At 67.5% G+C, this 13,390-nt stretch carries 9 protein-coding genes; 2 read left to right on the top strand and 7 right to left on the bottom strand.

Annotation, left to right across the window (positions count from 1 at the left end):
- Nucleotides 1-60: 60 nt before the first annotated feature.
- A complete protein-coding gene (locus QM685_RS30115; protein WP_415122327.1) occupies nucleotides 61-1,725 on the bottom strand; it encodes a GMC family oxidoreductase in 1,665 nt (554 codons plus the stop codon).
- 349 nt (nucleotides 1,726-2,074) lie between these two features.
- Between QM685_RS30115 and QM685_RS30110 the strand changes: the two genes are divergently transcribed.
- Entirely contained in the window at nucleotides 2,075-3,763 is a 1,689-nt protein-coding gene (locus QM685_RS30110) for an isovaleryl-CoA dehydrogenase (protein WP_415122325.1), read from the top strand.
- 185 nt (nucleotides 3,764-3,948) lie between these two features.
- The gene (locus QM685_RS30105) at nucleotides 3,949-5,367 is read left to right on the top strand and encodes a coniferyl aldehyde dehydrogenase (protein WP_415122323.1); all 1,419 of its coding nucleotides are present in this window, start codon (nucleotides 3,949-3,951) and stop codon (nucleotides 5,365-5,367) included.
- A 680-nt stretch (nucleotides 5,368-6,047) separates the two neighbouring features.
- Here the strand turns inward: QM685_RS30105 and QM685_RS30100 are convergent.
- From QM685_RS30100 to fliF, 6 genes are all read right to left on the bottom strand, one after another.
- Nucleotides 6,048-7,505: a flagellar hook-length control protein FliK gene (locus QM685_RS30100; protein WP_415122321.1), complete on the bottom strand. Its 1,458-nt coding sequence runs from the start codon at nucleotides 7,503-7,505 to the stop codon at nucleotides 6,048-6,050.
- A gap of 127 nt (nucleotides 7,506-7,632) precedes the next feature.
- A complete protein-coding gene (fliJ, locus tag QM685_RS30095) occupies nucleotides 7,633-8,082 on the bottom strand; it encodes a flagellar export protein FliJ (protein ID WP_415122319.1) in 450 nt (149 codons plus the stop codon).
- A 278-nt stretch (nucleotides 8,083-8,360) separates the two neighbouring features.
- Complete coding sequence (fliI, locus tag QM685_RS30090) at nucleotides 8,361-9,989, bottom strand: flagellar protein export ATPase FliI (RefSeq protein ID WP_415122317.1); 1,629 nt, start codon at nucleotides 9,987-9,989, stop codon at nucleotides 8,361-8,363.
- The gene (gene fliH / locus QM685_RS30085) at nucleotides 9,983-10,672 is read right to left on the bottom strand and encodes a flagellar assembly protein FliH (RefSeq protein ID WP_415122315.1); all 690 of its coding nucleotides are present in this window, start codon (nucleotides 10,670-10,672) and stop codon (nucleotides 9,983-9,985) included. Before fliH ends, fliI begins: the two co-directional genes overlap by 7 nt.
- A complete protein-coding gene (gene fliG / locus QM685_RS30080) occupies nucleotides 10,659-11,654 on the bottom strand; it encodes a flagellar motor switch protein FliG (protein WP_415122313.1) in 996 nt (331 codons plus the stop codon). Before fliG ends, fliH begins: the two co-directional genes overlap by 14 nt.
- Nucleotides 11,644-13,390, bottom strand: a 1,747-nt coding sequence (gene fliF, locus QM685_RS30075) for a flagellar basal-body MS-ring/collar protein FliF (protein ID WP_415122311.1), incomplete at its 5' end; no start/stop codon positions are given. The genes fliF and fliG, both read right to left, overlap by 11 nt.

Genomic DNA, 13,390 nt, shown 5'->3' with positions numbered 1-13,390 from the left:
ACGGGAGAGTGGAACGCGGCGAGCGGTCGCGCCGCGTGGCACATCCGGCAACGCGTCCTGTCACGCTGCCCGCGCCGCCACCCCACCCGCGCTTGCGCTCGCGGCCATCGCCGCTGGGTTCAATGCTCCCTCCCGCCGCGCCGCCGCGATCAACTCCGCCGCGCGCTCGCCCATCATCACCGTCGGCGCATTGGTGTTGCCGCCGATCAGCGTCGGCATTACCGACGCATCGACGATCCTCAAGCCCGTCACGCCGCGCACGCGCAATTGCGGATCGACGACCGAGCCCGCATCGCCACCCATGCGGCAAGTCGCGACCGGGTGATAAATCGTGTCCGCATGCGCGGCGATGGTTTGACGCAGCTCGGCATCCGACTGCCCCGGCCGCGTATACAGCTCACGGCCGCCATGCAGCGCGAGCGATGGCGCATCGAGAATGCGCCGCGCCATCTTCACGCCGTCGACGAGCAGATCGAGATCGCGCGCATCGCTCAAAAATCGCGGATCGATCAGCGGCGCGACGCGCGCATCGGCGCTCGCCAGCGTCACCGTGCCACGGCTATGCGGACGCAACACGCACACGTGCAGCGAATAACCGTGCCCCCAATGCATATGGCGGTTGTGATCGTCGACGATCGCCGCGCAGAAATGCAGTTGCAGATCGGGCCGATCGAGCGTCGGCCGGCTCTTCAGAAAACCGCCCGCCTCAGCAACGTTGCTCGACAGCATCCCGCGCCCGTGCCGCATGAACGTGACGAACTGCGGCAGCATCCGCGCGATGCCGCGCACCGAAAAGCCGGTCGGCTCGATCGACGGTACGCGCTTGTTGATCGTGAAATCGACGTGGTCGATCAGGTTCCGGCCGACCTCCGGCGCATCGAGCAGCACATCGATGCCGAGCGAGCGCAAATGGTCGGCCGGCCCGATGCCCGCGCACATCAACAGTTGCGGCGAATTGAACGCTCCCGCGGCGAGCACGACCTCGGCGCGCGCGTCGAGCGTTTCGCCGCGCCCGCCGCGCACGATCTCGACGCCGCTCGCGCGTTTGCCGTCGAACACGACGCGCAGCACGGTCGCATCGGCAATGGTGTGCAGATTGGCGCGCGGGCGATCGTAGATATACGCGCGCGCGACGCTGCAACGGCGGCCGTCGCGCTGCGTCACCTGATAGAAGCCGACGCCTTCCTGGTCCGCGCCGTTGAAATCGGGGTTCGGCTTGTAGCCCGCTTCGAGCGCGGCCTGCACGAAGCGTTTCGAAAACGGATTCTGAAAACGCAGATCGGACACGGTCAGCGGCCCGGCGTCGCCGTGCCATGCATCGGCGCCGCATTCGTTGCCTTCGGCGCGGCGGAAATACGGCAGCACGTCGGCCCACGACCAGCCGTCGCAGCCGAGCGCCGCCCATTCGTCGTAATCGAGCGGATGGCCGCGCGTATAGACCATCGCGTTGATCGCGCTCGATCCGCCGAAGCCGCGCCCGCGCGGCTGATAGCCCCGGCGGCCGGCGAGTCCCGGCTGCGGCGTGGTCAGATAGCCGTAGTTGGTCTTGAGCTTGTGCGGCACCACCGCAGCGACGCCGACCGGCATGTTCACGAACAGATTGCGGTCGGTGTGCGGTCCCGCTTCGATCAGCGCGATGGTCGCGTCGGGGCAGCGATCCGCGAGACGGCTCGCGAGCGAGCACCCGCCCGAGCCCGCGCCGACGATGATGTAGTCGTATTGCATGCGCTCCTCCTGATGGGCCGCGTTGCTCGCGGCCCCTGTCTCGTGCACACTTGTCTACGTGTGTTTTACGCGCATTGTAGGGAGCGTTTCGGGGCTGCGGCGGCTTCGGGCCAGAGCGATTCCTCTAAACGCCGGCGGCGTCGCGCCCCTATGATGAAAGACGCGCGCGATCAGTGCGCATAGCCCGCGCGCGGCGTCCAACCGGCCGCGCACGGCATTCAAACATGGCGCGACGCGCGTCGTCCCCCCGGCACACGGCATCACCCGCGGCGATCAAACAGGCCCGGCAGATCGTGGCCGATCGACCCCGGCAAACCGGCGCACAATGGAAAAAGCACGGAGACAGCAGATGGAACCGCACGGCTTCGGCCAGACTCACGAGGTGACGAATCAGGCGCCGCCGCTCGCGGACTACAACCTGTTCGCGAGCGATGCCGCGTTGTGCGCCGCCGTCGAACGCGATGGCGCGTCGTGGCATCGCGATGCGCTGCTGCGGCACGGCGCGGCGCTGACGACGCCGGACACGCTCGCGCTCGCCGAACTCGCGAACCGTCACACGCCCGGGCTCATCACGCACAGCCCGCGCGGCGAACGCATCGACGCGCTCGAGTTTCATCCCGCATGGCATGAACTGCTCGCGCTGCTGCGTCGCGAAGGTCTGCACGCGCTGCCGTTTTCCGATCCGCGGCCCGGCGCGATGGCCGCGCGCTGCGCCGGCTATTTTCTGCACGCGCAGATCGAATCCGGCTCGCTGTGTCCGCTGACGATGACCTTCGCGAGCATCCCGGTTTTGCAGCGCGAGCCGGCGCTGTTCGGTACGCTGCGCGATCAGTTGTACGCGCGCGAGCACGATCCGCGCGACGTGCCGCTCGCGCGCAAACGCTCGGCGATGATCGGCATGGGCATGACCGAAAAACAGGGCGGCTCGGACGTGCGCAGTAACCAGACGCGCGCGCATCCCATCGACGCCGGCGGACGCGGCGGCGCCTACCGGCTCGTCGGTCACAAATGGTTTTTCTCGGCGCCGCAGTGCGACGCGCATCTCGTGCTCGCGCGCACCGGCACGCACGAAGGGCTGTCGTGCTTTTTCGTGCCGCGTTTCGCGCCGGACGGCAGCAAGAACGCGGTGCAGATCCAGCGCTTGAAGGACAAGCTCGGCAATCGCTCGAACGCGAGCAGCGAAGTCGAATTTCTCGACGCGTACGGCATCCTGATCGGCGACGAAGGGCGCGGCGTGCCGACCATCATCGAAATGGCGAACTACACGCGGCTCGATTGCGTGATCGGCAGCGCCGCGTTGATGCGCGCGGCGCTCGTGCAGGCGATCCATCATGCGCGGCATCGCAGCGCGTTCGGCCGGCATCTCGCCGAGCAGCCGCTGATGCGCAACGTGCTCGCCGATCTCGCGCTCGAATCGGAGGCGGCGACGGTGCTGTTCATGCGTCTCGCGCGCGCGTTCGAGGACTCGGGCGATGCGGCTGCCAACGCTTCTGCCGCCGAACGCGCATGGCGGCGCATCGTTACGCCGGCCGCGAAGTACTGGGTCTGCAAGCGCGCGCTCGAATTCACCGGCGAGGCAATGGAAGTCTGGGGCGGCAACGGCTACGTCGAAACCGGGCCGATGGCGCGCTTCTATCGCGAAGCACCGGTCAACTCGATCTGGGAAGGCTCGGGCAACGTGATGTGTCTCGACGTGCTGCGCGCGCTGGAACGCGAACCGCAGGCCGCGCAGGCACTGTTCGCCGCGTGGCGGGAAGAGGCGCGCGCGCATCCGGCGCTGGGCGCGGCGCTCGCGAGACTCGCCGCGACGCTCAATGGACCGGAGGAACAGCGCGAAGCCTCGGCGCGGCGCATCGCGCAGCAGATCGTGCTGATCGCGCAGGCGACGCTGCTCGCGCAACACGCGCCGGCCGAGGTCGCCGCCGCGTTCATCGCGACGCGTCTCGCCGACGGCTGCGGCGAAAGCGGTCGCGTGTACGGCACACTGCCGGCTACGTTCGATCACGCGGCGATTATCGAGCGGGCGTTTCCTGTATGAATTTCCCGTTTGAACTTGCCGCGTGAGTTTGCCGCCTGAATTTGCCATCTGAGTGCGACGGAGAAGCCACTGGCTCGACCTGTCTGTCACGCAGACCCGATGCGGCAAACCCAATCAACGCATACCCGATACAAACCAATAAGCGCGCTCCACGCGCACCGTCATCGATCAGGGAGTGGACTCAGATGAAGAACGATCTGCCGGAGGTCGCCGCGCTCGAATCACTGCTGCGCGACCAACGTCATGCGTATCTGCGCGCGCCGTATCCGTCGTGGGACACGCGCGCGACGCATCTGCGCGCGCTGCGCAAACTGATGCTCGACAATCGCGACGCGCTCGCCGACGCGATGCACGCCGACTTCGGCAATCGCGCGAAACAGGAAGTGCTGCTCGCCGAATTCCTGCTCGTGAAGGAAGAGATCGACGCCGCGCTGCGTCACGGCAAGCGCTGGATGAAGCCGCAGCGCCGCCGCACCAACAAATGGCTGCTGCCCGCGCGCGCGAAAGTCGTGCCGCAGCCGCTCGGCGTGGTCGGCATCATCGTGCCGTGGAATTACCCGGTGCTGCTGGCGGTCGGCCCGCTGATCAGCGCGCTCACGGCCGGCAATCGCGCGATCATCAAGATGTCCGAGCTGACGCCGCGCACGTCGGCGCTGTTCGAGCTGCTGATCGGCCAGACGTTTGCGCGCAATCACGTGGCGGTCGTCAATGGCGACGCGACGCTCGCCGCCGCGTTCAGCGCGCAGCCGTTCGATCATCTGCTGTTCACCGGCTCGACGAAAGTCGGTCACGAGGTGATGCGCGCGGCGGCCGCGCATCTGACGCCGGTCACGCTCGAACTCGGCGGCAAGTCGCCGGCGATCATCGGCGCGCATGCGCGCTTCGACAACGCGGTCGACAACCTGATCGCCGGCAAGACGCTCAACGCCGGGCAGACCTGCGTCGCGCCGGATTATGTGCTGGTGCCGCGCGGCAAGGAGCAGGCGTTCATCGAGCGGGCGCGCTCGCGCATGGCGAAGATGTATCCGGAGTTCGCGCAGAACCCGGATTACACGTCGATCATTTCAGCGCGCCACTTCGAGCGGCTCGAACGCCTCGCCGACGAAGCGCAGGCCGCCGGCGCGCAGTTGCATGCGCTGACCGATGCGGTGCCCGATGCCGCGAGCCGGCGCTTTCCGCCGGTCGCCGTGACAGGCGCGCCCGACGAATGCGCACTGATGCAGGAGGAGATTTTCGGGCCGCTGCTACCGCTCGTGCCGTACGACACGCTCGACGACGCAATCGCGTGGATCAACGCGCGTCCTCGCCCGCTCGCGCTGTATCTGTACGCCGACGATGCGCGGACAGTCGAGCGTGTCACGCATGAAACGGTCGCCGGTGGGATGGCGGTCAACGAAACGCTGATGCATCTCGCGTGCGAGAGTTTGCCGTTCGGCGGTGTCGGCGCGAGCGGGATGGGGGCGTATCACGGGTATGAGGGTTTTGTGACTTTCTCGAAGATGAAGCCCGTGCTGATTCAGGCGCGGCTGAATGCGCGCGGGTTGATTGCGCCGCCGTATGGGAAACGGGTGAATGCGTTGTTGAAGATGATGATTAGGTTTTGAGTTTTGCGGGTGGGGGTTGGTTTTTTCGTTGTTCGTGGGGTGTTGGCCTTTCCTTGCATTCATGTCGGTCTGTTGGCGTTGCCCCTGTGCGGGGCGGCACCTACTTTCTTTGCTGCTGCAAAGAAAGTAGGCAAAGAAAGCAGCTTCACACCGCCAATGCTTAAGTGGGCACCCCGGTCCTCTGCCGGTCGTGGTGCATCTGGAATCCGTGCCCTCGCACACTCCGCTTCAGTGACAAAGCGCTCATCCGCTCCCACTCCGCACTGCGTGCGTCATGGACGGGGCTGCCAGGGAAACCGGCGAGATGGCCCGCGCAGCGGGGGCCGTCGGCTGCGCCCCGGCGAGGCGCCGGAAAACGACCGATGGTTCTTGAACGGGACTTCGGCGCGCGCAGCGCCGCCGGAAGAATGATGGCCTTGTCACGAAAGCGGAATGTGCGAGGGCACGGATTCCAGATGCACCACTACCCCTTCCAGGCCAGGGGACCCACTTAAGCATTGGCGGTGTAAAGCTGCTTTCTTTGCCTACTTTCTTTGCAGCAGCAAAGAAAGTAGGTGCCGCCCCGCACAGGGGCAACGCCAACAGACCGACATGAATACAAGGAAAGGCCAACCCCCAAGAACAACGACAAAAAAACACACCACCCGAACAAGATCAAACACCCACGCAGCAAGCCCCCTTCAAGCGAAGGTATCAACAATCCCCACCGAGCGCTGCGAGGCACCACTCGCCACTACCCCACCCAAATCATCCCCACCATCCCCGGCCAGCGCGCCACTACTCCCACCACCACCAGACCCGCCGCGCGAGCGGCCCTCCCCCGCATTCTGCTGCTGACCACTCTGCCGCGCGAAGCCATCGCTGACACTCGCACTCCCCAGCCCGATCCCATTCGACTCCATCGCCTCCCGCAACTTCGGCAACGCCGCCTCGACCGCCTCTCGCACCGACTGATGCTGCGACACGAACAGCGCGTGCGCATGGTTGTCCGCGACCTGCAACACGACCTGCAACGGCCCGAGGTCCTTCGGATTCAACGTCAGCTCGGCGCTCTGCGAATGCGCATTCGACAGAAACACCACCTTCTGGCTCAGCGCATCCTCCCAGTCGCTCGTGCCGACCTGCGGCGCCAGCGTGTTCGCGGCCGCCGCCGCGCTCGCGTTGCCGGTGCTCTGTGCCGCGGCCGTCGTGCTCGCGGCATTGGCCGCCGCCTGGGTGGCGGCCAGCGCGGCATTCGCCGCGTCGGCCGCGCTCTGGGCCGATGCGAGGTTGTCCGCCTGCCCGTTCGTCGCCGCGGCCGCGCTCAGCGCGTCGACCGCCGATTTCGCGTTGGCCGGGTCGGTCAGTGCGGTCGTCGTGGCGGTCGTCACGGCTGCGTGCGTGGCGCCCGCCCCCTTGCCGTCGCCGAACAGGCCGCTCGCGAGTGTCTTGCCGTCCGCCGTGCCGTTCAGGCCGCCTTTCGCGTCAGCGAGGCTGCTCGCCGCCGTCGCGGCTTTCACCGCCGCGCCGCTCGCGAGCGCCTGCGTCGGCACCGCGCCCTGGCCGCTCGCGAGCGCCGAGAGCGCGCTTTGCAACGCGGCCTGCAACGACTTCGGATCGATGGCGCCCTTCTTGCCCGCCGCGTTGCCGGGCGCGCTCGCGGCCGTGCCGGTCAGCCCGGCTACCGCGTCGGCCGCGGACGTCGCAGCGTCGGTCGTGTCGGCGTTATTGGCGGCGGCTTGCGCCTGAGCCTGGGCCTGGGCCTGCGCGGCGGCTACCGCGGCGGCGAGCGCGCCCGCGTCGGTTTGCGCCTTCGTATCGTTCTGCTTCGACTGCTGCGCATGCGCCGACGATGACGCCGCCGTGCTCGCCGAACCACTGCCGTTCTGACCATTGCTCGCGTGTCGCGGCGCGAGCGCGGCTGGCGGCGGCGCGTCATGCACGCTCGACGACGCGCTTTGCGACGCCGCCGCCGAACTCGTCTGCTGCTGGTTTGCGCTCTGCGCGGCCGCGCTGTTTTGTTGATCGATGCTCTGCTGCAAGGTCTGCGCGAACGGGTTCGCGTTGACCGCTGCGTTCACGGCCGCGGCCGTCGACGCATTGCCGCCCGAGCCGAGCAGCGAGCTGATTTGTGAGCCGATCTGTGAAAGAAGCGACATGGGGAATCCTGTCAATCCGTCAAACGGGGTGTGCGGTAGGGCAACGCAGTAGGGCAGCGCAGAAGCAGGGCGGCGCGGTGTGACGCAGGGCGGCGGCCTTCAGCAACGAAGTCCGGCGCCGCTCGCATCACACGCCCTTCGCGCGCATGCGCAGAATTCGTGCGGCGTATTCGTCGGCGTCGCGCTGATCGCGCCGCGCGGCAACCTTCGCCTCGGCCGCTTCGCCGCGTGCCTGCAGCACTTCGTACGAGCCGAGCTTCTGCTTCTGGCGCTGCCAGTCGGGCTTCGCGGCTTCGACGCGCGCGGTGGCCGCCGCAAGCAGATTGCGCTGCTGCTCGATCGCGGCGTCGAGCGTGTCGATGAAAGCCTGGAAGTTGCGCATGTTGCCGGCGGGCATGCCCGACTGCGCGCTCTCGGTGAAGCGCGCGTGGTATTCGTCGCGATACTGCACGAGCGCCTCGAGCTGCGCCGCCACGTCGTTACGTTCGCGCTGCGCGCGGCCGAGGCGTTGCGCGGCGGCGTCCACGTCGTCCTGCGCGAGACCGATCAGCGTTTTGATCGGAAAGTGTTTCGCCATCGTCAGCCTCCTCGGGCCGGTTCACGCCAATCAAGGGCTTGCGAACGTGCTTTTCCGCCTGCGCTGCAAGGACGGCGGGCGACGCCGCAAGGCGGGCGGAAAGGCACGTTCCCCTAAAAAAATAATCTGTCGCGGAACCAGCCGCCAGAAGGACCGGTCACCGCGTCACGCCGTTCGCGAACACGTCGCGTATCACGCTTCATTCAATTATCGTGCCCGGCCCTTCCGGCGGCCCGCACAACCCTGTTATCAATGTAAACCACCAACCTGAACCGGCCCTAGCCGAACAGCGCGTTCAACATCTCGATGCTCGGTTCAAAGTTCGCGCACTCACGAAAACCCTGTTGCAGAAACTGTTCCATGCGCGGATATAGTGCGATCGCGCGATCGAGCACCGCATCGCGTCCACTCGAGTATGCGCCGACGTTGATCAGATCGCGGTTGCGCTGATAACGCGACAGCATCTGCTTGAACATACGCGTTTTGTTCAAATGGTTATCGTCGATCAGCGCGGTCATTGCCCGGCTAATCGACGCTTCGATATCGATCGCCGGATAGTGACCCGCCTCGGCGAGCGTGCGCGACAGCACGATATGGCCGTCGAGAATCGCGCGCGCCGAGTCGGCGATCGGGTCCTGCTGGTCGTCGCCCTCGGTGAGCACCGTGTAGAACGCGGTGATCGAGCCGCCGCCCGCCGGCCCGTTGCCGGTGCGCTCGACGAGCGCCGGCAGCTTCGCGAACACCGACGGCGGATAGCCTTTGGTCGCGGGCGGCTCGCCGACGGCCAGCGCGATCTCGCGTTGCGCCATCGCGTAGCGGGTCAGCGAGTCCATCAGCAGCAGCACGTGCTTGCCCTGGTCGCGGAAATATTCGGCGAGCGATGTCGAATACGCGGCCGCCTGCATCCGCAGCAGCGGCGACACGTCCGCGGGCGCCGCGATCACGACCGAGCGCGCGAGGCCTTCCTCGCCGAGAATCTGTTCGATGAACTCCTTCACTTCGCGGCCGCGTTCGCCGATCAGGCCGATCACGATCACCTCGGCGCTCGTGTAGCGCGCCATCGTGCCGAGCAACACCGATTTACCGACGCCCGAGCCGGCGAACAGGCCCATGCGCTGGCCGCGGCCGACCGTCAGCAGCGCATTGATCGCGCGCACGCCGACGTCGAGCACCTGATGGATCGGTTCGCGATTGAGCGGATTGATGACGGGCGCGGAGAGCGGCGCGTCGTGTTGCGTGCCGAGCGGGCCGAGTCCGTCGAGCGGCCGGCCCGATGCGTCGAGCACCCGGCCGAGCAGCTCCCAGCCGACCGGCAGACGCTTCGCGCCCGCCATCGGATCGGCGATCGGCGCGCTTTCGAGCGGATAGACGCGCGCGCCGGGCAACAGGCCAATCGCTTCGGTGGTCGGCATCAGAAACAGCTTGTCGCCGGAGAAGCCGACCACTTCGGCTTCGGCCATCGGCAGCGAACTGCCGGGCGGCAGCTCGATCATCACTTCGGCGCCGACCGATAGCCGCAAGCCCACGGCTTCGAGTACGAGACCGGCCGCGCGCGTCAGACGCCCGCACGCGCGCAGTGGCTTCGCGATCGCATTGCGCGCGCGCAGCGCGTCGAGCTGGCCGCGCCAGGTCTGGATGTGCGGATTGATGTCGAGCCCGGGATCGTAGGCGGGAAGGCGGGCAGCGTGAGCGGTGGAGCGCGAAGCGGGGTCCGTCATCGGGTGGCCGCCGGCCGGATCGGGCGAAGGCACCTCGGTGGCGCTGTCGGATCCCCTGAAGCCGTCGGCCTTTCCGGGCTCATCCGAGCCTTCGGTGTCCGCCGGCGCCGCCGAGCCGAACGACGCGAGCGCGAGCTCGCGTTCCAGCGGCGTCAGATCGCTCGAGCAGATTTCCTCGACCGTTACCATGTGCTCACCTTACCGAGCGCGGCGGCGACGCGCTGCCAGCGCGTGTCGATGCCCGCGTCCACTTCGCCGGTGCCGGCCTGCGCGCGGCAGCCGCCGCGCTCCACCGATGCATCGGTGCGCACGGTCCAGCCGCGCGTCTGCAATTCCTCGAGCAGATAAGCCTCGACGACCGGCAGATCGGCGGGACTCACGATCAGCGCCGGCGCGCCCAGCAGCGCGGGCTCGGTTGCGAGCACTTCGCGCGCCGCGGCGATCAGCGCGGTCGGGTCATGCTGCACGTGCTGGCGCACGACCTGCTGCGCGATATCGAGCGCAAGCGCGACCAGCGTTTCGGAGATCGCAAGCTGCGCGCCGTCGAGCGCGGTCCTGAAGGTTTCGGCGAGCGCGGCAAGCCGCATCGCTTCCTCGCGCGCTTCGCTGCGGCCCTGCTCGAAGCCCTGCGCGTGCCCCTGATCGTAGCCGGCCTGATAGCCGAGCGCCTGGCCGGCCACGTGGCCGGACGCGATGCCCTGCGCGCGCGCGGCTTCGCGCAGGCTCTCGAGTTCCGCTTCGAACGCGCGCCGGTCGAATTCGGGTTCGGACGGCGGCGGCGCGGGCGGCACCGGGTCGAACGAGGCCATCTCCCAGCGCTGGTAGGCCGAGAGGCTTTCCTTCGCCGTGGAGTTCGCGTCAGACATACGCATCTTCCGCCTTGCCGCCGATCACGATCTGGCCGCTTTCGGCCAGGTTGCGCACGATCTGCAGGATGCGGCGCTGCTGCGTCTCGACTTCGGAGACGCGCACCGGGCCGCGCGCGTCGAGGTCTTCGGCGAGCAGTTCGGCCGCGCGCTGCGACATGTTCGACAGGAACTTCTGGCGCAGCGCGGGCGGCGCGCCCTTCAGCGAGATGATCAGCGCCTCGGACTCGACTTCCTTCAGCAGCAACTGGATCGCGCGATCTTCCAGGTCGAGCAGGTTCTCGAACACGAACATCTGGTCGATGATCTTCTGCGCGAGCTCCGCGTCGTACTGGCGCACGTTTTCGAGCACGCCTTCCTCGTGGTTGCTCGACATGAAGTTGAGAATTTCGGCCGCCGTGCGGATACCGCCCATCGGGCTGCGCTTCAGGTTGTCGCTGCCGGAGAGCAGGCCGGTGAGCACGTCGTCGAGCTCGCGCAGCGCGGCCGGCTGGATGCCGTCGAGCGTCGCGATGCGCAGCAGCACGTCGTTGCGCAGCCGCTCGCTGAAGCAGGCGGAGATTTCCGACGCCTGGTCGCGGTCGAGGTGCACGAGGATCGTCGCGATGATCTGCGGGTGCTCGTTCTTGATGAGTTCGGCGACGGCCGCCGAATCCATCCACTTGAGCCCTTCGATGCCGCTCGTGTCGCTCCCTTGCAGGATCCGGTCGATGATGACGCCGGCCTTGTCGTCGCCGAGCGCCCTGGTCAGCACCGAGCGGATGTACTCGTTCGAATCGAGCGACATGCCGGTGTGCTGCTCGGCCTCGCGCACGAACTCCTGCAGCACTTCGTCGACCTGTTCGCGGGTCACGTTCTTCAGCGCGGCCATCGCGACGCCGATCTTCTGGACTTCGCGAGGGCCCAGGAACCGGAACACCTGCGCCGCCTCTTCCTCGCCGATCGACATCAGCAGCAGCGCGCTCTTCACTACGCCTTCAGCGCTCATCGGACACCCAGTTTTTCACGACGGTTGCGACGATCTTCGGATCCTGGCGCGCGATGCTGCGCGCGAACTCCAGGTTCTTCTCATACTTGTGCTTCGCGTTTTCGAGCGCGAGCGTCTCGGGGTCGGCCTCGATCTCGACGACGGCGCCGTCGCGCTCTTCGGCCGGAATGCCATCGAGCAGCACCGGCTCGTCGGGCGACATCAGCGCGGCGACCGGTTCGGCCGGCGGCGGGAACGCGCGGCGCAGCGCCGGCTTCACCATCACGAAGTAGAGGAACAGGGCGACCGCGCCGATGCCGAGGTAGGTCGCGATCTGCTTGTAGAGCGCGAGCATGTCCGGCGTGCGCCACCACGGCAGGTTCGCGTACGGGTCGACTTCGGCGGTGAACGCGCTGTTGACCACGTTGACCGAATCGCCGCGCGACGCGTCGAAGCCCATCGCGTCCTTCACGAGCTGGGTGATCTGCGCGAGCTTGTCGGCGCTGACCGGCTGCATCGTCACGTTGCCCTTCGCGTCGGTCACCTTCATGTAGTTGACGACCACCGCGACCGACAGCCGGCGGATGCCGCCCATCGGCCGGTCGACGTGGCGCACGGTCTTGTCGAGTTCGTAGTTGGTGGTCGAGTCCTTGCGGTCGCTGACCGGCGTCGTGCTGACCGCGCTCGCGCCGTTGCCGGCGACGATCGGCGCGGAAGCCGGCTGCGGCGGCTGGTTCGACAGCGCGCCCGGCACGCCCGAGGCGCCGCCCTGCGACATTTCGGTCGCGCTACTCGACTGCTGGCTGCGGATCGCCGCCTGCTGCGGATTGCCGTTCGGGCCGTAGTTTTCCGAGGTCTGCTCGCTGTGCGAGAAATCGATGTCGGCGCTCACCTGCGAATGCGCGTTGCCGGCGCCGAACAGCGGCGCGAGGATCGCGTCGATGCGCTGCTGCGTGTTGCGCTCGATCTGCTGGCGATACTTCAGTTGCGACGCGTCGAGGCCGCTGCCGTTGCTCGGCTGGGTCAGCAGGTTGCCGTCCTGGTCGAGCACGGTCACGCCTTTCACCGGCATTTCCGGCACCGCCGACGCGATCATGTGCGTGATCGCGACGACCTGGCCTTCGTCGAGCACGCGGCCCGGATATAGCTGAACGAGCACCGATGCCGACGGCGGTTCCTTGTCGCGCACGAACACGGTCGGCTTCGGGATCGCCAGGTGCACGCGCGCCGATTTCACCGACGAGATCGATTCGATCGTGCGTTCGAGCTCGCCTTCGAGCGCGCGCTGATAGTTGATCTGCTCGTCGAACTGGCTGATGCCGAATTTCTGGTTGTCCATCAGCTCGAAGCCGACCGAGCCGCTTTTCGGCAGTCCCTGCGAGGCCAGACGCAGACGCGTTTCGTGGACCTGCTCGGCCGGCACGAGGATCGCGCTGCCGCTGTCGGAGAGCTTATACGGCACGTTGGCCTGTTGCAGCGCGGCGATGATCGAGCCGCCGTCGCGGTCGGACAGATTGCTGTAGAGCACCTTGTAGTCCGGCGCGCGCGACCACAGGAACAGGCCCGCGACGACCGCGATCAGCAGCGCGACCGCGAACACGAGCGGCGCGCGCGGGTTGCCGCGCATCTGCGCGAGCCCGGACAGACGTTGGCCGAAGTTGCCGCCCACGCCCCCCAGGCCGCCGAGGCCGCCGAGGCCGCCCAGATCGGCAGCGCCGCCGGCCTGGCCGGCGGCGGGCTGGCCGGACGCGGGCTGC

This window comes from Paraburkholderia sp., from assembly GCF_047605525.1.
GTDB lineage: Bacteria > Pseudomonadota > Gammaproteobacteria > Burkholderiales > Burkholderiaceae > Paraburkholderia.
This window is presented reverse-complemented; position numbering and strand designations above follow the sequence as displayed.